General features: G+C 38.6%; 22 protein-coding genes. 12 read left to right on the forward strand and 10 right to left on the reverse strand.

All coding sequences use genetic code 11. The features are described 5' to 3' along the window. The first annotated feature begins 3 nt into the window (after positions 1–3). Positions 4–1,278 (forward strand): phthiocerol/phthiodiolone dimycocerosyl transferase family protein, encoded by a 1,275-nt coding sequence (locus HDE70_RS14800; RefSeq protein ID WP_183869403.1) that lies wholly within the window; start codon positions 4–6, stop codon positions 1,276–1,278. Position 1,279: 1 nt separating this feature from the next. Then, positions 1,280–1,828 (forward strand): hypothetical protein, encoded by a 549-nt coding sequence (locus tag HDE70_RS14805; protein ID WP_183869402.1) that lies wholly within the window; start codon positions 1,280–1,282, stop codon positions 1,826–1,828. Positions 1,829–1,836: 8 nt separating this feature from the next. On the opposite strand, the gene HDE70_RS14810 is transcribed toward HDE70_RS14805, so the two are convergent. Next, a complete protein-coding gene (locus tag HDE70_RS14810; protein WP_183869401.1) occupies positions 1,837–2,301 on the reverse strand; it encodes an Lrp/AsnC family transcriptional regulator in 465 nt (154 codons plus the stop codon). A gap of 184 nt (positions 2,302–2,485) precedes the next feature. On the opposite strand from HDE70_RS14810, the gene HDE70_RS14815 reads away from it, so the two are divergent. Continuing rightward, entirely contained in the window at positions 2,486–3,541 is a 1,056-nt protein-coding gene (locus HDE70_RS14815; RefSeq protein ID WP_183869400.1) for a PLP-dependent cysteine synthase family protein, read from the forward strand. Between the two features lie 93 nt (positions 3,542–3,634). On the opposite strand, the gene HDE70_RS14820 is transcribed toward HDE70_RS14815, so the two are convergent. The 7 genes from HDE70_RS14820 to HDE70_RS14850 form a co-directional block, all read right to left on the reverse strand. Then, positions 3,635–4,669 carry a glycoside hydrolase family 18 gene (locus HDE70_RS14820; RefSeq protein ID WP_183891105.1) on the reverse strand — a complete coding sequence of 345 codons (1,035 nt, stop codon included), beginning with the start codon at positions 4,667–4,669 and terminating at the stop codon, positions 3,635–3,637. 172 nt (positions 4,670–4,841) lie between these two features. Next, positions 4,842–5,939: a DNA alkylation repair protein gene (locus HDE70_RS14825; protein ID WP_183869398.1), complete on the reverse strand. Its 1,098-nt coding sequence runs from the start codon at positions 5,937–5,939 to the stop codon at positions 4,842–4,844. Positions 5,940–5,944: 5 nt separating this feature from the next. After that, complete coding sequence (locus HDE70_RS14830; RefSeq protein WP_183891106.1) at positions 5,945–6,319, reverse strand: hypothetical protein; 375 nt, start codon at positions 6,317–6,319, stop codon at positions 5,945–5,947. 116 nt (positions 6,320–6,435) lie between these two features. After that, positions 6,436–7,422, reverse strand: a complete 987-nt coding sequence (locus HDE70_RS14835; RefSeq protein ID WP_183891107.1) for an aldo/keto reductase — start codon at positions 7,420–7,422, stop codon at positions 6,436–6,438. Between the two features lie 35 nt (positions 7,423–7,457). Then, positions 7,458–7,748, reverse strand: a complete 291-nt coding sequence (locus HDE70_RS14840) for a putative quinol monooxygenase (RefSeq protein WP_183869395.1) — start codon at positions 7,746–7,748, stop codon at positions 7,458–7,460. After that, positions 7,720–8,358, reverse strand: a complete 639-nt coding sequence (locus HDE70_RS14845; RefSeq protein ID WP_183891108.1) for an NAD(P)H-dependent oxidoreductase — start codon at positions 8,356–8,358, stop codon at positions 7,720–7,722. Before HDE70_RS14845 ends, HDE70_RS14840 begins: the two co-directional genes overlap by 29 nt. Before the next feature lie 150 nt (positions 8,359–8,508). Next, the gene (locus HDE70_RS14850; RefSeq protein ID WP_183891109.1) at positions 8,509–9,225 is read right to left on the reverse strand and encodes a helix-turn-helix transcriptional regulator; all 717 of its coding nucleotides are present in this window, start codon (positions 9,223–9,225) and stop codon (positions 8,509–8,511) included. 176 nt (positions 9,226–9,401) lie between these two features. Here HDE70_RS14850 and HDE70_RS14855 point away from each other — a divergent pair, with 176 nt between their 5' ends. From HDE70_RS14855 to HDE70_RS14865, 3 genes are all read left to right on the forward strand, one after another. Further along, a complete protein-coding gene (locus HDE70_RS14855) occupies positions 9,402–9,908 on the forward strand; it encodes a DinB family protein (protein ID WP_183869392.1) in 507 nt (168 codons plus the stop codon). 59 nt (positions 9,909–9,967) lie between these two features. Continuing rightward, positions 9,968–10,735 (forward strand): FecR family protein, encoded by a 768-nt coding sequence (locus HDE70_RS14860; RefSeq protein WP_183869391.1) that lies wholly within the window; start codon positions 9,968–9,970, stop codon positions 10,733–10,735. A gap of 417 nt (positions 10,736–11,152) precedes the next feature. After that, positions 11,153–11,551: a VOC family protein gene (locus tag HDE70_RS14865; RefSeq protein WP_260160834.1), complete on the forward strand. Its 399-nt coding sequence runs from the start codon at positions 11,153–11,155 to the stop codon at positions 11,549–11,551. 108 nt (positions 11,552–11,659) lie between these two features. On the opposite strand, the gene HDE70_RS14870 is transcribed toward HDE70_RS14865, so the two are convergent. Beyond that, a complete protein-coding gene (locus HDE70_RS14870) occupies positions 11,660–11,956 on the reverse strand; it encodes a Dabb family protein (RefSeq protein ID WP_183867923.1) in 297 nt (98 codons plus the stop codon). Positions 11,957–12,089: 133 nt separating this feature from the next. Here HDE70_RS14870 and HDE70_RS14875 point away from each other — a divergent pair, with 133 nt between their 5' ends. Together HDE70_RS14875 and HDE70_RS14880 are read left to right on the forward strand one after the other, a co-directional pair. Continuing rightward, the gene (locus HDE70_RS14875; RefSeq protein ID WP_183867924.1) at positions 12,090–13,073 is read left to right on the forward strand and encodes a GlxA family transcriptional regulator; all 984 of its coding nucleotides are present in this window, start codon (positions 12,090–12,092) and stop codon (positions 13,071–13,073) included. Positions 13,074–13,080: 7 nt separating this feature from the next. Beyond that, positions 13,081–13,800: a glycerophosphodiester phosphodiesterase gene (locus HDE70_RS14880; RefSeq protein ID WP_183867925.1), complete on the forward strand. Its 720-nt coding sequence runs from the start codon at positions 13,081–13,083 to the stop codon at positions 13,798–13,800. Between the two features lie 32 nt (positions 13,801–13,832). Here HDE70_RS14880 and HDE70_RS14885 read toward each other — a convergent pair whose 3' ends face one another. Next, on the reverse strand, positions 13,833–14,843 hold the full coding sequence (locus HDE70_RS14885) for an LCP family protein (protein ID WP_183891110.1): 1,011 nt from the start codon (positions 14,841–14,843) through the stop codon (positions 13,833–13,835). A gap of 586 nt (positions 14,844–15,429) precedes the next feature. Between HDE70_RS14885 and HDE70_RS14890 the strand changes: the two genes are divergently transcribed. The 4 genes from HDE70_RS14890 to HDE70_RS14905 are packed head-to-tail and all read left to right on the forward strand — an operon-like array spanning position 15,430 to position 19,820. Then, positions 15,430–15,831, forward strand: coding sequence for a response regulator (locus tag HDE70_RS14890; protein ID WP_183867927.1), 402 nt, complete (start codon positions 15,430–15,432; stop codon positions 15,829–15,831). Between the two features lie 7 nt (positions 15,832–15,838). After that, complete coding sequence (locus HDE70_RS14895) at positions 15,839–16,906, forward strand: sugar transferase (RefSeq protein WP_183867928.1); 1,068 nt, start codon at positions 15,839–15,841, stop codon at positions 16,904–16,906. Between the two features lie 46 nt (positions 16,907–16,952). Continuing rightward, the gene (locus HDE70_RS14900) at positions 16,953–17,645 is read left to right on the forward strand and encodes a TolC family protein (RefSeq protein ID WP_183867929.1); all 693 of its coding nucleotides are present in this window, start codon (positions 16,953–16,955) and stop codon (positions 17,643–17,645) included. A 24-nt stretch (positions 17,646–17,669) separates the two neighbouring features. Beyond that, positions 17,670–19,820: an exopolysaccharide transport family protein gene (locus HDE70_RS14905; RefSeq protein WP_183867930.1), complete on the forward strand. Its 2,151-nt coding sequence runs from the start codon at positions 17,670–17,672 to the stop codon at positions 19,818–19,820. Positions 19,821–19,839 lie beyond the last annotated feature (19 nt).

Here is a 19,839-nt window from a genome sequence, read left to right on the forward strand (position 1 = left end):
CAAATGAAAAGAAAATTGATCATCGGAGAAAGAGTGATGTACGTGGACGCAGCTACCCCTGTGAATTGCATTTTTACAGTCAAGATCCATGGGGTGATTGAGCCGGAAAACTTGCGTGCAGCCCTTGATAAAATACAGCATAAGCATCCTTTATTAAGGATGCAGATTGATGATCAACAGGCCGGTGGCCCGTATTTTGTTTTAAATGAACAGCTTAAAGTTATTCCGGTAAGGGTTGTTGAACGTAAAGGAGAGCAGGATTGGCTTAATGAATCCAAAACAGAATGGAATAAGCTGTTTGATGGTGAAAATGAGCCATTAGCCAGGGTTATCTGGTTGAAATCGCCGGAGGTGTCGGATCTTTTGTTAGTGCTGCCACACTGCATTTGTGATGGGACTACGCTGGTAACGCTGATGCAGGAACTATTATTTCTGCTGGATGAACCCAGTATGGAACTTAAGCCCTATGCTTCTTTCCAGTCCGTAAAAGAACTTTTGTCTTCTTCTTTTTCGGTTTCACCGGCAAAGGTTTTTAAGGCGCGCCTGTTTTCTTTACTGGGTAAAGCCTTTTTCTATTTTAAACCAACCCAGCGTAAAGTTGCAGCCGGAAATAATTACGTGTTGCATTGGCGACTGGATCAGCAGGAGACTGTTGAATTGGTTGAACGCAGTAAAGCTGCGGGGACTACCGTTCATGCAGCTTTGTGTATTGCCGTGATGAAAGCCTTTCAGCAGGTAAGAGGGATAAAAGCACACGGAAAAGTAATCTGCCCGGTAGACATCAGGCAGTTTATTCCTGAAATCAAAAATGACAACATGTTTGCCTTTGCACCTATTGTAGAATTAGAGATCGACAAGAATGCGGAGGTAGATTTCTGGAGCAAAGCAAGAATGCTGAAAGCTGATCTGAATACTAAAGTAGAAGCCTTGAAAGTTGCAGAAATGCTTTGGATGAGTGAGTATTTTCATGCGATTGTGAGCCGGATGGTCAGGTTTTTAAAAGCCACAGATGGAACACATGACGTCACGCTTTCCAATATGGGCAGACTCAGGATTGCAGAAAACTATCAGAATTTTGAAGTACTGGCCATTCATAGTCCGACAGTGGCTTTTCCATGGAGAAACCCAAATACGATGATTGCGAGTACTTTCAAAAACAAAATGGATTTTACCCTGATGTCAAATGATACTTTCTTGACTGAACAAGAAGCACTGCTTGTTAAAACAGCCACCATGAACCTATTATTTGAAGATTTGAAACAATTATCCGTTGCCTGATATGTCTGTACCTGATACAAAAAAACATGAAGTCACGCTAAAGCGTTTTTTACGTAAGAATTTACTGTACTATATTATTCCGAATGTATTTTTTAATACGATCATTCCATATTTTAGTTTTACAGACCTGAATGCTGTTCACTTATTTGATGGAGCGCAGAACCTGGCCCGGTTTATTTTGCCGATGGCCTTTTTTCTGCCCTTCATCATTACTTTTGATATTCTGAAAAAGACCATTACGCTTTCAGAGAAAGGACACTCAGAAATCATCTTGCCAGAAGGCTTCAAGAAAGTTAAATTCATTTTTCAGCTGGCAGGTATTAATGGTTTTTGCACCGTATCTTTTGTTTTTGCAGTGATGCTTGGCCTGCATTTTGGCTTTCCTGAGCTTTATAATTATAACGGAGCTGTGCTGGCCGTGCTTTTAGGATTCACCGCAGGGGTGTGTTCTGTTCTTTTTACTTACCTGCCAATCAAAAAATTGAAGAAACATCATTTACCTTATACTGTGGAAGACCATGTCGATCAGCAGCAACTGATTAAAGAATAATATTTTAATTACAAGGGATAGGCTGTTTCACTTTTAGTCTCAGAGAGGACAAAAAAGCTTTGAACGGTACTGATATTTGATAGTTTTGCCAGTTTATTCCGTAAAAATAAATGATAAGTATCCATATCACTTGTGGCAATGCGAAGGATGAAGTCAAAGGCCCCGGTCATTTGGAAGCACTCCATTACTTCGCTGAATTTTGCAACTTCCAGCTCAAATTCCCCTAAAGACTCTGCGGTATGTTCTTTCAGTAAAACCTGGGAAAAGGCAATCAGGCTTTTATTGATCTTTTGCCGGTCCAGAATCGCGACTACTCTTTTGATATACCCTTTTTCTTTGAGCTTTTTTATTCTGTCATGCACGGTAGCAATAGACTTGTGCAACTTAAAAGCAATCTCTTTATTGGTGAGCGTAGCATCCTGCTGCAAAATCCTTAAAATTTCCAGGTCTGTGGGGTCTAAATCTGTTTGCATTTTTGGTTATAAATCTGGAATGAAAAAATACCGGTTAACCCGCTGAATTAAAGTGCTTATCCGTAAAAATAGAAACTTTATTCTCCATTATCCATAAAATTTACGGGTTTTTTGAAATGTCTTGTTATTAAAGTTGCTATGGTTGAATTTTACTGAAATATCAGGTAATCTTAACTAAGTAATTATGTCAGTAAATACAAGCACAGTAAATGGTTTAACAGCAGCGCTGGAAAGTAAGTTTGAACATTTGTGGCACTTAGTAGGGAATACACCGATGCTGGAATTACATTATACTTTTCGGGGGAAACCGGGAAAATTATATGTGAAATGTGAACACTATAACCTGACTGGAAGTATCAAAGACAGGATTGCTTTATTTACTTTATATAACGCGTATAAAAATGGCATGATTAAACCCGGTGATGAAATCATTGAAGCAACAAGCGGCAATACAGGGATTGCTTTTGCTGCGATTGGTAAAGCAATGGGCCATCCGGTTAAAATCATTATGCCCGGCTGGCTTAGTAAAGAGCGGATTGATATTATCAAAAGTCTGGGTGCAGAAGTTATACTGATCAGTAAAGAAGAAGGCGGGTTTTTGGGCAGTATTAAACTGGCTGAAACTATGGCGCTAACAAATGACCATACTTTTTTGCCCCGTCAGTTTGAGAATACGGATAACCCAAAGGCACATGAGGAAACTACCGGTGCCGAAATCTGGGAACAACTGAGCTTAAATAATTTAATACCCGATGCTTTTGTGGCAGGGGTAGGGACAGGGGGCACTATTATGGGAGTTGGACGATATTTAAAGCAAAAAAATAAAGCGATTAAAATCCATCCGCTTGAACCCGCAGAATCTCCGACACTTACCACAGGCTATAAAGTAGGAAGCCATAGAATACAGGGGATTTCTGATGAATTTATTCCTGCAATTGTAAAACTGGACGAACTGGACCGGGTGATCCAGGCAAACGATGGGGATGCGATCTTAATGGCTCAGAAATTAGCCAGTCAGTTAGGGCTGGCAGTAGGGATTTCTTCGGGTGCAAATGTAATCGGAGCAATCAGGTTACAGCAGGAATTAGGTATGGACAGTTGTGTAGTTACTATATTTTCTGACAGTAATAAAAAATATTTGAGTACAGATCTGATGAAAGAAGAGCCTGTTAAAGCAGGTTACCTGGCACCGGAAACAGAGTTTCTTCAGTATAATCCGATTAGCAGATTGAATAAATAATTAAAGGGCAGATGCAGTCTTTATTGAATAGCCACATCTGCCTGCCTTTAATTGAATCTCACCTCAGGCCGCAACCCTGACAATTGAATTTTTTTACAAATGCGGATTCATAATTTGAATCGCCTGACGCGTGCTGCTAAATACTGGCGTATGGTTATAATCTCTGCTCATACGGTAAGCACCTACCCCAGCAGTCCCATTTGTTTTAGCCCAGCTGGCAATATCCAGCAGCCATTTGGTCGCTTTGGCATCACCACCAGGGGTGTCTTCGGTACCATTCGGGTATTTAAACTCATCCCCGTTAGTGAGTACAATCAGTTTTGTTTTATCAAATGCAGTTAGCAATGGCGTCAGATCTGAAGTTTTGCTTCCGCTCCAGCGACGGCTTCCACCCACATAAGACTGAAAATTAACATAGGTATAGTTGCTCTTGAAAGGGGTATAAATCGTATTGTATCCAAGGCTGCCACCCGCTACATCCACATCAGTATCGTAAATAAATATTGGTTTTACGCCCGCTTTAGTCAGATTACCAGCTTGTGCATTGGGGCCAAAATATTTAGCTACGGAAGTTAATACTGCTTTCGCATTACTGGCTGGTGCGTCCCCGCCAAAAGTACCGGTTTCAATATCGACATCAATTCCGTCCCATCCCATACCCTTGATAAATTTATCATGCATGGCCTTTGCCCAGTGGTCATAAGTACTATTGGCTGATAAAGCCGTTTTTTGAGTTGTTGTGGTATCTTTTGCAGATCCATCATAATAGGCATCATTTCCAGGGAAAGTGCAGGTCAGTATTTTCGTTCCTTTTGCCTGTAAAGTAGTCCAGTGTGAAGCATCTTTATCCCATCCGGCAAATGCGACAACAATGTCTACGCTGTCAGGAACATTTAACATGGAAGACGCAGCGGCCGGATCATTGCCATCATTGACCAGGTAACCCAGAAATAGCTGGTGTGCACTTTTTTTATAAGCCAGCAGGTTTTTCAGATAATCTGCATCTGATGGTGTACCGCCCGATGTACCTGCCCCGTCTGTAATCTTTTTACAGGAACTGAAAGCAATAATTGAAATAAAAAGGATAAAAACTCCCTTGTAGAGTTGGATAAAAGGTCTCTTTTTCATAGTTGATGATTAGGTTTATTATTTGGTTGCTGGCTGAGATATTACTCTAAGCTAAAACAATTTAGTATAATTTTTGTTTGTATCAATCAATTGATATTAAGACTTTTATTGATTCAGGATTTAATTTATCGGGCTTTTTAGCTGTTTTTCTGGTGAACTGCTGTCATAAAAACTATTTCAATTCAAAATCTTTTAACTCACTTTCCCGGCCATTGAGAATAATAGCTAACTGATGCGCACCGGGATAAAACTTTCTGGTGGTAATAATTTTAAAACTTTGTTTTCTATTGATTACTGCAATCTCCGCAGGCTGAAATTCACGCTCACTGATTTTGAAAACCTTTTTAGAGACTTGTCCATTCAGCCTTTTATAGTAAACTGCATATTCCAGCCGGATTTTTTGTTGAACCGTAGCTATGTTTTTAACGGAGATCGTAAATTCAAGACTTTCACCAATAGCTACTGCTGCGGTCAATATTTCAAAATCCAGTAATTCAATAGCGGTACTCTCCAATCCATAATGTGCTAATATTTTGGTGTGGCCTTGTTTCAGTAAACCGCGGCAGCCGTGTTTAATGATCGCATCCGTTTCTTTACTCAGTCCCTTCCAGCGGCCGGCAATAGCGATCACAATTTCAGGATGATCTTTAGAAATGTCATTTAAGCTATTCGCCACACTTCTGCGTACATATTCCGAAGGATCATTTTTTAGATTTTCCAGAATAGGGAGGATCATAAACGGGTCTTTTTTTAATCCGGGTACAGCCATTGCCCAGGGTAACCTTGATCTGCTGCCTTCACTGGCCAGTCTTCTGACATGATGATTTTCATGTAAAGACCATTTTTCCATTTGCTGCATCATCTGCTGTCCATATTTAGCCAGAAATGGTCTGACTGCAAACTCACAGCTGATAAACTGTGTAACTGATTCGATGGCCTGAATGGAAGTTTCATAATCTTCCAGCCCGTAGGTTTCAATATAGTCCGGCAAAAATATGTAGGCCAGCAGCTGTTCTCCCGTTTGCTGTTTTTTAAGCTGATGAATCAGGGAAGATAGATGCTGAATGGCTTCCGGATAACCGGAAGGCAGAAACTGATGAATGACCAATGTGGTATGGTGCATCCGCTGCTTAAGTTCCATAGCAGTGAACCCTTCCACATTGATCAGTTCAATAAATCTTTTTTTATTGAATTCAGGGTTTAGCTGAATCAGGGTGTCGGCTAATTTATTATAAAAGGGAACGGAATATATATCTTTTAATAAGCTCATTTAATTTAATCTTCTTTTTTTCTGACACCACTAAGGTCGAACTGATTGTTGATGTTACCAACCAGATTAGCGTCATCTTTTTTAAGCAGGTTCATTTCTACCTGACCGCTGCTATGGTCAAATGTAACCGTAACCGTAGAATCTTTTAAGGTAACTGTTTTAAAAGGCATCTCTTTTTTCTCTGTTACGCTGGTGATACTGCCGGCCAGCTGACCATCTTTCAATTCAAACTTTACCAGGGCATCTGTATTGCCGTTGGGAAGTCCTTTAATTAAGATATTCCACTGACCAACAAAATAATTGTCATTTTTTTGAGCTGATGCAGCACTGGTCAGTAATAACAGGACTACAAAAGAGAACATAAAGCTTAATTTCTTCATAATTGTCTGATTAAATGTTTTCTTTAAATATAAATAATAATCAGTCAAACGAAAGAAGCCGGTCCCTGTCTTTTTATGAACATTCGAACCGGCTTCTGATGAAGGTGTTTTTTGTATTATCCGACTAATTCAACCGCTTTATTAAGGCTATTTAATTCATCAGGATTCAAGGTGATATCCATTGTTTTTGCATTGTCAATTGCTTGTGCAGCATTTCTTGAACCTGCAAGTACAATGCTAACACCCGGTTGCAGGGTAGTCCATCTTAACACGACTTGTGCAACTGTTGCATTTTTGCTTGCTGCAATTGGCTCAATCGTCTGTAAAAGTGCTTTTACTTTTTCAGGATTAAACTGACCAAAATAACCGTTACGGTGATCATTGGATTTAAGTTTGGCATCTTTGAAATATTTACCAGTTAATAACCCTCTTTCCAGCGGACTGTATACAATGATACCAATATTGTTTTCTACTGTATAAGGAACAATTTCTTTTTCAATTGCTCTGTTCAGCATACTGTAAGATATCTGGTTTGAAGCCAGACTGATTGTTTTTTGTGCTTCTTTTAGCTGATCAAGGCTATAATTACTCACACCAGCTGCTCTGATTTTACCTTGCGCTATCAATTGATCAAGCGCTTCCATGGTTTCATCAATAGGGGTAGTTGCATCAGGCCAGTGCAATTGTAAAAGGTCGATATAATCAGTTCCTAAACGTTTCAATCCTTCTTCTACCTCTTTAATGATATTACTTTTTGAGGCATATTTATAAACTGGTATACTTTTACCATCTGCCCCTGCATCGAAAAAGAATTCTCCTTTGCCATTGTTACTGCCATCCCAAACCAATCCGAATTTATTCAGTAACTGGATTTTCGAACGATCTCTTCCTTTAATTGCTTCACCAATCAGCTCCTCACTTAACCCGAATCCGTAAAACGGTGCAGTATCGATACTGGTTACTCCATGATCCAGTGAAGCATGAATCGCATCAATTGAATCTTGTTTTTCATTTCCGCCCCACATGGTCCCGCCAATAGCGAAAGCACCATGGGTGATTGCTGATAAGTTTAATTCTGTATTTCCTAATTTTCTGTATTCCATAATTATATAGTATAACCACTATCAGGAGCAAGCATTTAGCCTGCTCTTTTGGTGATATGTATGATGGGTGCACCATCTAGTATTGTTGCAGCATCTGCTGCGAATTTTTTAATATGAGGGGTTACATTGTGTAAATCCCAATCTTCCTTGCTTGTCCATTCTTCATGGAAGATAAACAGGTTTGGATCTTCCTGAGCCTGGTGCAGATCATATTGCAGACAAGCAGCTTCACTTTTTGATCCTGAAACCAAAGTTTTTAAAATCGCTTTTAATTGTTCAGCGTTTCCTGGTGTACTTTTAATTATTGCTGTTAGATAAAAACTCATATTCTTGTTTTTGATTAATGAAGGTATTAGTTAAATGTTCCTGATATAATTTCATATCATTGACAATATCAGCATTCTTCTCTACATCGTGAAAATGGATGCCAGGCAATGGTTTCATACCTGTAAAAGCATTCATGCGGTGAAAGCCAAATAGTACACCATCATCTACGCTGCGCTGGCCAAAAAATTCACCAGGCAATGTGAAAGCAGTAGCCGGTGCATTCCACGAAGAAGTCACCATATATTTTTTGCCATGTAAAGAACCACCAGTCCCGTAATTAATATTTGGATTAGCTGAAGAACGGCCGTCGCTTCTGTAAATCCCTTTCTGATGACCTTCAGTAAAGACTACGTCAATATATTTTTTTAAGCCATTAGGTACCTGGAACCACCAGATAGGAGTATGGTAAATGACTACATCTGCCCACACATAGTTTTCTACTTCCTGTGCAGGATCATATTCGTCGTTAATATCGGTTGACCTGATTTCAAATCCAGGCTGACTTTTAAAGAAGTTTAGTGTTGCATTGAAAATTGTGTTGTTAAAACGACCTCCGGAGTGTCCGAAAACTTGTCCTCCGTTAATCACAAATATTTTTTGATTTTCCATTTTGCAGATCTTTTAATTTCTAAGACAAAATTAAGTCTTCTGCTGGTCTCATTAAAATAGTATGAATCATAGTAATGTATCATAATTATAATACAATGCCTGCTTGCTGATCTGCTATAGTCAGCTTGTCGGCCGGGAGGGTATACTAATTTACATCATCGTATTGATCCGGATACCCGCTTTGATCAGTGCCATCGCTTTAACGTATTCCATGCTGATGTCTTTTGGGGCATATGTGGTGTTATGGCTGATTAACCGGATATAATCTTCTCCTTTTTCCGAATGATGAACATATCTGAGTAGAGTAGTATCATCTCCATCTATATGAATTGATAACAAATACATCTCTCCATAATAGATCCCTTCTTTCAGGTTATTTACCTTTTTATAAATGACAATGTCGCCACTTTTTAAAAGGGGATACATGCTTTCTCCAAGAATATAGAGGGCGCCGTCACTTTTTGGGAGTTTAGGGATCTGGATATAATCAATGATATTTGGCGGCTGATTAAAAAAATCAAACAGGTTTCCGGCAGGGTTCATTTCATAAAGGGGAATTCCCTGGTGATGCTGAAGGTTATTGCTGATTCCTGCTGCGGGTGGATATACTCCTGCCACCACCGGATACGTTAAAGAAACATCAGCATCCTTTTTAACCTTTTTCATTTCTCCTGAATCATTAAACATCCATTCGAAACTAATGTCAAGATCGTTGCATAACTTCACGATGAATTCCACTTTAGGAACAATTTTACTCCTGTAATTCCTGATGTTGGCTTCGTTTGTTCCCAGGGCAGCGGCGAATTTTGAATTGTTATCCTCAAAATAAGTCACAGCTATCTCGTTGATCTTTTTAATTATATCCATTTTGATAAAAAGAAGTTATCCGGCTGTAAAGATTGCATAAAAAGAATAATTATAGCTGATTTTGCCTGGCAAAATAATTAGCAATTGTCTGGAATGCCCCCTTAAATTGACTTTTTAGGCAAGCAATAGTATATAGCTTATCTATTTATCTTTAGTATAGATTTTAAACATAACTTATGGAAACAATTCTTTTGGATACAGACCGGACATTGACTACGCTATTACAGGTTGTTTCTTCGTTCGATGAAGAAGAGCTCAATAAAATCCCTTTCTCTGATAGCTGGACTGCGGGACAAGTAGTGCAGCATCTTATTCTCGCTAATACAGGATTTATTGAAGTGATGCAGGGACCGGTAAAAGATGCCGACCGGGAACCAGATCAGCTGGTTGCGCAGATCAGAGCTGATTTCCTGAATTTCGATACTAAAATGAAATCTCCTGATTTTATACTGCCACTGCCCATCAGTTATAGTAAACAAAGGCAGCTGGGGACGCTGGAAAATATCAAAAGCAGTTTAATCAATTTGATACAGACTATGGAACTTGATAAAATATGCTTGACATTTGAGTTGCCCGGATATGGCTTTTTAACCCGTATCGAAGCTATATATTTTGTGAATTACCATAGCCAGCGGCATACACATCAACTCAACAATATCTATCAGTATTTATCAGAGGTATAGCAAGAATTTTAACCCTATTCTTTTATCTTAGCAAAAATCGCGGATAAATAATTCTACAGATGAAATTGAAAGATGAAGGGGAAGAGCAGCAGCAAAGGAAAACAATGTTCCTTTTAGGCTACCAGTTCTGGGTGAAGATAGCAGCTGTATTTCTATTCTTTGGTGTGGGCGCATGGCTGTATTCCAGCCAGTTTTCTACACAAGAACTCCTCTTTCTGACCAAAGACACCGTTCAGGCAGATACTTTAACCGACGGATCAGTCATTGTACTGAATAAACAAAGTTTATTACGTTATCCCGAAAAATTCAGAGGAGCCCGGCGTCAGGTTTGGTTAACTAAAGGAGAAGCTTTCTTTACGGTTGCACCAGATCCGGAAAAGCCATTTATCATTCATACGGGCAGTACCACAATCAAAGTAGCCGGAGCATCCTTAAATGTGAAAAACAGAAAAGGTAGTATAGCGGTCATTGTCGGCAAGGGAACTGTTCAGGTGAGTAAAAGTGGTAAAACAGTCACCCTGAATGCCGGAGAAAAGGTATTGATCAGGCAAAGTAGTACGCAATTGTTGAAGGAAAACAATACCGATCAGCTTTATTCTTATTACCGGAGTGGTGGATTTATCGCTGAGGGTGTGCCGTTATGGAGAATGGTTGAAGTTTTAAATGAAGTTTATAACAGTAATATCAGCATTGACAACAAAGGGGCGAAAAACAGATTATTAACCGGAACTCTTAAAAATGTATCTCTGGAAGCCGTTCTGGCTGCAATTTGCCGGAATACCAATCTCTCTGTCAAAAGAAAAAACAATCAGATTATCCTTTACTAAACATTTTCCTGCACTCTTATTTTTCACCTTTTACCGGCTGTGAAAGGAAATATGGCCTTGGCGTAAAGAACAAGTGTTGAAACTGTGTTGAATAGTGCCTTGAAATGACCTTGGAATGAGGTTGGAATGACGTTGGAATGACCTTGCAATGACCACAGTCATTCCAACCTCATTTCAAGGTCGTTATAATGTCGTTCCAATGCACTCCAGTGGCACTTCTCTTCCAGTTTGGTACTGAATTACCTGGCCCTGACAGTAAATTGTGCTGGTTTTGTTTTACTTCATGTGCTCATCACAGGTCAGGGAATTAAATCTGTCGCGGACAGCCCTGTAAATTGCCCTGTTTAACCCCGGTACATTCCAGTTAATATGCTCAACTTAGGGTAATGAATTATCAGTCAATTTAACCTTAAGCTTATGGCAATGTTTAAAGATGTGAATGCATTCAGTGGTTTCTCCGTAAAGGAGATAGCGGAGGCGATCAAATTCTACAGAGATACACTGGGATTGGAAATTTCCCAGACCATGGGGCAGTTAGTATTGCATATTGCAGGCGGAGGAACTGTATTCGTTTATGCTAAACCTAATCATGTTCCGGCAACTTTTACCGTTCTTAATTTTCCGGTGATCAACCTACAGGACTCTATGAATGAGTTGCGCAAAAGAGGAATAGAATTTATCATTTACAAAGAAGAAGGCTTTGAAACTGATGATCTGGGGGTATTTCATGGCGGTGGGCCAAAAATAGCCTGGTTTAAAGATCCGTCCGGCAATATCTTATCCGTTTTGGAGAAAGCTGATGCGGATAAAAACTGATTGGCCAGTATCTGCAAAATGATTCTTCTGAGCCAGAGAATCATTTTGCAGATAATATTTGAAAATATTGCGTTTGCATCTTCAAAGAAGAGGCAATTCGCTGATTGATTAAATGGCGTCGTAAATGACAACCTTTTCGAAGAAGACTCTGAACTCGTCTAAAAAGGCTATGTGTATAGGGTGGGCCTGGTAAACATCATGACCAGCAAGGTCTTCAAAGAATACAATCTCCGAAAAGGTATAAGTTGTATCCACAACTGCGCGGTCAATAGGAGCAGGAACCCCTATATGAATTTTAGTTACGGTTTCTATCTTTTCTAAAGATTCAAGACCTTTTCTGAATGCATCTTTTTGTGCTGCTGTGGTATCGGTTTTTAACCAGAATAAAACGTGGTGAGCTATCATAATATATTTTTATTTTTTCTTTTGCAAATGTAATAACCTTCTCCAGTATACAAGAAAAACAAACAGGCCCAGGGGATATTGGATGAATACTTTGATTTTTATATGTTATATTTAGGTATTAAAAAATAATCAAATGATAAAACTTGGTCTTCTCCTAACTAATCAGTACAGATTATTAAGCGTAGCAGCTATACTGGATGTCTTTGAAACAGTCAACAAACTGTATCTTCAGGACGGACATCCGGCTCCTTTTCAAATTGATTTGTTTTGTAGTGATGACAGTCTGTTAAGCAATCCCGGTACCTATTTTTATGGCTACCAGCCGCTGTCTATTCAAAGTTCAGCTAAACAAGACCTGATTTTAATCCCTTCGTTTATCAATGAAAATATTCAGCATGCTATTGCTGAAAACTATCCGGCCATTACCTGGTTGAACCAGCAATATGCAGCAGGCGCGGAACTGGCCAGTTTTTGTACTGGTGCTTTTCTCTTAGGTGCAACAGGGCTGCTCAACGGAAAGATTGCAACCACCCATGTGGATGCTTGTACAGAATTTGCCACTGCATTTCCCGAAGTCAGTCTTCAGGCAGATAAGACAGTTACCCAGGACGGCAGGTTGTACACCAGCGGTGGGGCGACATCCAGTTTTCATTTGATGCTGCATCTTTTACAGATACATTGCGGAAACACAATCGCAATAAAAATTGCGAAACTTTTTGCCATAGATATGGACAGACATACGCAATCCTATTTTAATACTTTCCAGATTTCCAGAAAACACAATGATAATCTGGTTGCTATGGCGCAGCAAAAAATAGAAATGGCTTATCATAATACCGGAACTATTGAAGAAATGATTAAAGATATACCTGCCAGCAGGAGGAATATAGTCCGGCGCTTTAAACAGGTTACCGGAATTACATTAATTGAATACTTGCAGCAGACCCGTATTGAAGCCGCAAAAAAACTTTTAGAACAAACCGTTGAACAGATGACGGAAGTAATTTATAAATCAGGATATAATGATCCTAAAGCTTTTAGAAAAGTGTTCAGGAAAACAGTTGGGATGACACCGAGTGAATACCGTGATAAATTCTATTTAGGAACAAGAGCCTGACCACGCAATGAACTGGAACAACAATAAAGTAATTGCCCATCGGGGCGCTTTTAAAAAGAATAACCTGCCTGAAAATTCAATCGCTTCCTTAAAAGAGGCGATCAGATTAAAATGTTACGGGTCTGAATTTGATGTGCATTTGACTAAAGACAATTTAATTGTTGTAAATCACGATGAAGATTTTCAGGGGATCCCGATTGCATCTTCCACTTATGCTGAACTGAGGCAAAAAACGCTACACAATGGGGAATACCTTCCAACTCTGGAAACCTACCTGGGAGAAGGAATAAAGCAGGACCACACGAAATTGATTCTTGAAATTAAAGTGGCCGCGAACCTTTTGGATACATTAACCCTGACTGATGCGGTGTTTGCAATGGTGCAAAAAATGAATGCCGGAGCGTGGATAGAATACATTAGTTTTAGCTATGAGGCACTGTTGCGGATATTACAGCATGATCCTGCTGCAAAGACTGCATTTCTGGCTGAAATTAATGATGAACTTCCTGTTGAAACCTTAAAAAGAGATCATATCCGGCAGGCGGATTATGACTTCAATATTTACCAGACCGGAGACTGGTTTAACAGAGCTCACAGTCTGGGGATGACGATTAATGCGTGGACCGTTAATGATAAAAAAGATATGTTAACCTTATTGGAAAACAAGATCGATTTTATCACTACTAACGAGCCGGAGTTGTTGCTTAGTTTAACCAGTCAATGTTGATGGTTTGGTTTAATCTGCTTATTCATAGCTGATTAACGCGCAGGGCTAATGCCTTTGTAAATAAAATTATGAATGGCTGCTGTCGTAACTTTCAGGTCAGCTGATAAGTACCAGATATTATTTACCCTGATACCTTTGCTGGAAGAATCCAGCGGAAACCTTGCCTGTTCGATAGTTTTGCTTTTTGAATTCAGAATATCGCCGCCAATTTTAAAGAGGTTCATACCTGATAAACTCGTTTCCATATTCGGTAAAATCTGGTTCATAAATACCGGGTATAATGCCGGGCCTGCACCTTTCATCTTGTTAAACAGCGCAATCAGGACGGTTCTTTGTCTTTCAGTCCGTTCATAATCGCCACGCCCAACTGCTCTGATCCGGGTATAGGCAACGGTTTGTCTGCCGTTTAATACCTGGATACCAGGATTGGTTACATTAACAGGAGGAATATTTTCAATAATAGAGATCTCTTTCAGGTAATTATTCAGGTAAGGGATTTCCTCAGGTTTAACATTGATTTCTACGCCACCAAGTGCATCGATCATTTTGGCAGTTCCGAAAAAATCAACATTGATATAATCCTGAATGTCCATATCAAAGTTCTGATTAATAGTCTTAATAGCCAGCTGAGGGCCTCCTAAAGCAAATGCAGCATTGATCTTATCCATTCCTTTGCCTTCTATATTCACATAGGTATCGCGTAATATAGACGACATTTTGATCTTCTTGGTTACCTGATCAATGGTAATAATCATGATCACATCAGAGTTCCCTTCCTGGCTTTTATCCCGTCTGTCTACCGCGAAAAGAGCAAGGTTGATGGGCGGGTTAGCAATAGCCGCAATCCTTTTTTGTGTTTTTGGTGAGATGCCAAGTGCAGCCGGGGTTTTGATCAGTTTAACTACAGGACGCGGAACTGTTGTTTCGGCAGCAGTGCTGGTAACCGCGGTAGGTAAGCCGGTAGTAACTGCGGTAGTGTCTTGTGCTGAAACTGTAAAAGAAATTGTACTGAACAGAACCAGGCTTAAAAAGATATATTTCATAATAACAGGGTAATCATTAAGTTAATTATTTGTAATCAATGTATTACCTGCAAATTATGTGCTAACTAATTCGCGCAGGAGATATTGTTTTGACTTTCAGTGGGGCTTTAATCCGGGCAAATTCCCCTGTTTTGGACACTGGGGGTATAAATTTTACAGTTAGTTGAGATAATTCCCCTAATTTTTATGCTCCTGGGGTGTTTATTGCCAAATCGGGAAATTAAAAATTAGGTTATCTTTATAAAACATCAATCATATCAAATTAAAGGAATGCATCTGTCTTTATTGCGTTGAATCGATTGATTGCTAATATTCCGGGGTTTAGGTTAAATAAATTACCCTGTTTAAGCCTTTAATTTGTTGTTTTTCCAAAGGACTCCTTCATGAATTACATTTCACAGCTGATTTTGGCAGGATATTGGGAATATAGAATGTAAATACAATAGGTACTGATAATTAGAAATTATTTTATCAATCTATATTAAATTATAAAACTGATGTTTATTTTAATTCGTAATTGTTGATAGGATGTATAACTTGCATACTAAACTGAATAATATTAATCTACATCTTAATACCCCTTTAAATGGAAAATGTCTCATTTGGTAAAAAGCAAATCTTAATAGTTGATGATGAGCCAAGTATCTTAAAATTACTCAACTTTATCCTGTCAAAACAGTACACTGTTCATGCGAAGGAGAGTGGTTATAAGGCTCACTTGTGGTTAGAGGAAGGAAACTTTCCTGACATTATTATTCTGGATTTACACATGCCTCATTTTGATGGTACTTCTTTTCTGAAAAGTATTAAGATCAGTGGTTATTACCGGGAAATCCCTGTTATTATTTTATCAGCAGCAGAAGATCTGGATAAAATTGTTGCAAATTTGCCTTTCAAAGTAGAAGCACATTTTCCGAAGCCATTTAACCCGGAGAGTTTGAAAAACGAAATTGCCAGAGTATTAGCCACATTAACAACTGCTATTTAAAGAAACAATGGATTATAATTACAAAGGAATAAGGTTGGTTTACTGCGGTACTGAACTTTCAGCTGAATCAGCTGCGATTCTGGGGCAGGAGTATAATATTTTCAACCTGGATGACTCCTCCAAACTAGAGGCCTATTTAAGTTCTTTATCATTGTTCTCGACACCTGATGTGATTATGATCGAGGTCAAAGAACAGCAGGAAGAAACAGTCTTTGCCATTATTGCGAAGATTAAAAATAATCCGTTAACCAGCGGACTGATTATTGTATTGCTGGCACAGCAACATGATATGAAGTTAAGGGCAAGGGCAATCAAGGCGAAAATACACGATTTGTATTTCCTTCCTTATCAAATGGAAGATCTAAAAGACAGGCTGAATTTTTTAATCAAATTTAAACTGATCAAGCCGAATATTGAACAGCTTTCCGTGATTAAAAAACAGAAAGAATATATTATACCGACAACCAAGCGGATCTTTGATGTGGTTGCTGCCGGCGGAGTATTGCTGGTTTTATCGCCATTTCTGCTGATTGTCGCTTTATTTATCAAACTGGATTCAAAAGGGCCTGTCATCTATAAAAGTAAAAGAGTGGGTACAGGTTATAAGATCTTCGACTTTTATAAGTTCAGATCTATGAAAGCCGGTGCAGATAAAGAACTGAAAAATTTATCGGCGCTGAATCAGTATGCTGATGATGGAAGCGGTACCAATGCATTTGTGAAAATCAAGAATGATCCACGTGTAACTAAACTGGGGAATTTCTTAAGAAAATCCAGCATAGACGAAATTCCGCAGTTACTGAATGTACTGAAAGGGGATATGTCTTTAGTAGGAAACAGACCTTTGCCTTTATATGAGGCAGAAATGTTAACCTCCAATGAATGGTCAATGCGGTTTTTAGGCCCCTCAGGTCTCACTGGCTTATGGCAGATCAGCAAAAGAGGAAAAGCGGATATGTCTGATACAGAACGTAAAAAACTGGATAACTTTTATGCAAGGAATTACTCGGTATGGTTTGATATGAGTATCATGTTAAAAACCTTCCCTGCTTTATTCCAGAGAGAAAAAGTATAAATAGATAAAATCAACCCTATTAATAATCAACTAAAATAATAATCAAATGAAAAAAGTATCTGCTCTCACAGTTCTTTTACTATCGTTTCTATGCCTGCACGTATCTGCACAGGACTCGATTATCGGAGACATCAATTACGGTATGCTGGAAAAATATATCCAGGCTGCAAAAGAAAATTATCCAAAACGTAAGATACTTAAAGCACAGGAAGACGCAATTAAAACTGGTATAGCTGTAGCGGAAATATCTTACCTTGATATGTTCAGTGCTTCTTATTTTTACCGTCCGGGTGATAAACAGGCAATCAGCAATCCAGGAGAGACTTCAAATCCGTATATTGTAAATGGTATTCAATATGGTATCAGTTTAAATCTGGGTGCTTTTTTACAGAAACCATTTTTAGTTAAACGTGCAAAAGCTGATTATAAAGTTGCTCAGTTACAAACCGCAGATTACGATTATGCCTTAGTAAACGAAGTAAAAAAGAGATATTATACCTATATTCAAATGTTAAGTGAGCTGAAAATTAAAACTCAGACTGCACAGGATAACAATGGGGTAGCTGAAAATCAACGCCGCAGATTTGAAAAAGGTGAAATTCCATTGGACGCTTATAATGGAAGCAGAGTTCAGTTGTCAGATTCTAATTCTGCTAAAATACAGACTGAGGTGAATTTTCTGAATGCTAAAGATGCATTAGAAGAGATAATTGGCAGAAAACTTACCGACATTAAATAAAATAATTCAAGTTTATTACTGAAAATGGACATTCAAAGATTTTTAAAGCTACTCAAAAGATATATATGGATACTGATACTGGTACCTGTAGTCGCTGCCGTTATCACTTATTTTCTATCTAAAAATATTCCTAAAGAGTATAAATCTCAGGTTCAGATTTCTACTGGTCTGGTAGATCAGTCTAAACAATTGTCTTCACAGACACAGAACGATTATTTCAAGACCAGCCAGCAGTTCAGTAATATCATCGAAAAGATGAAAATGAGAAAGATCATGAGTATCCTTTCTTATAATCTGATTATTCATGATCTGGAAAATCCGAAAGCTGCTTTCAGAAAATATAGTCCTAAACTGGATTCTCTTTCTGCGGCGCAGAAATCGGAATTGCTGAATACTTACAAGCAAAGACTTGCGCAAAAGATCCCGGTTACTGTTTATGATAACAAAGGGAAATTCAAATTATATGATATCCTGCAATCGATGGGTTATGGTGAAGCAGCACTGAATAAAAAAATGATGATTTACAGACCTGATAACAGTGATTTTGTAAATATCGATTTTACTTCAGAGAACCCGCTTTTATCTGCTTACCTGGTTAATACGTTAGCTACTGAATTTATCAGCAATTATAGTATTGACGTTTATAACAATCAGAATAACTCTATAGCAGTGCTTGATTCCTTACTGAAAAAGAAGGAAAGAGAAATGAATGCTAAAAATGGGGCATTGAAAGGCTTCAAAATGAAAAATGGTGTACTGAACCTGAACGAACAGGCGGCTACGGTTTATTCTCAGATTTCTCAGTATGAGGAAAGAAAAGCACAGGCGATCCGTGATATTCAGGCAAACCAGGGGGCACTTTCTGCGATCAACAGTAAGCTCAGAGGGGTCGGAGATCCGTACATGGGCGGAACTGTAGTAGAAGATAACAATACGATCCTGAATTTAAAAAGCGAATTGAAAGCTGCGAATGACCGTTATATAGATAACAGTTTCAGACAGTCTGATAAACGTAAAGTAGATTCTTTACAGACTTTAATATCCAGACAGTCTGCAAGAAATTCTGATAAGAATGTAGTAGATCCGCAGATTGCGAAACAAGGATTAATACAGCAAAAAAATAACCTGGACATTTCAACAGAGCAGATTAAAAACACGATCAGCTCTATTGATAAACAACTGGCAAAACTGAAAGGACAATACAATACGATGGTTCCTTTTGATGCCGGGATACAAAATTATGAGCGTGATGCTGATATTGCGACAAAAGACTATATGGCTGCATTGGAACGGACCAATACAAGCCGTACAGAGCAAAATACAGGTTTAAAACTTCAGGTTGCGCAGGTTGGTTTACCTGGTTCTGCCGAAGCTTCAAAAACTATTGTGTATATCGCTTTATCGGGTATTGCTACTTTTGCAGTTTGTTTCTCTCTTTTGGTACTGTTGTTTTTAACAGATCACTCTATCAATACCATTCACCAGTTAGAGGCTGCGACCAAAATGCGTGTATTGGGTAGTTTGAATTACATTCCTGAGCAGGTTACAGATATCAAATCGATCTGGAATGATACTAAAAATAATAACTATACGATCCATAAAGATTTGCTGAGATCATTAAGATTTGAGATTGGTGATGAAATGGCGAAGGAAGACAGCCGCGTACTAGGGATTACAAGTTTAGGTGTAGGGGAAGGAAAAACATTCCTGGCTTCGAACCTGGCTTATGCTTATGCGATGACTGGTAAGAAAGTATTATTGATTGGTGGTGATCAGGTAACTCCTGTATTGTCAGACTCTAAACAGTTGCAGATCAGCCAGAACTTTGAGACCTTTTTGGTGAAAAGAGAGATACAGATTGATGACATGATTACCCGTCTGAATAAGATAGATGAAACCAGGTCATTGTTGGAAATACAGAGTGAAAGAAATCTGAGAGCTGGATTTGATGTACTCAAAAAACAATTTGATATCATTATCATTGATGTCAATAGCTTATTGAATATTAACCTTGCCAAAGAATGGCTTTCATTTACAGAGAAAAATGTCGCTGTATTTGAAGCAGGTAAAACATTGACTGATTCAGACAAAGATTTAATAGCTTTTCTTAAAAAACAGCCTGGATTTATGGGCTGGGTGATAAATAAAATAAAATTAGCCGGAATAGATGGTTAATTTAGTGGTAGATATTTAA

Origin of the sequence: Pedobacter cryoconitis, assembly GCF_014200595.1 — a bacterium.
Taxonomy (GTDB): Bacteria; Bacteroidota; Bacteroidia; order Sphingobacteriales; family Sphingobacteriaceae; genus Pedobacter; species Pedobacter cryoconitis_C.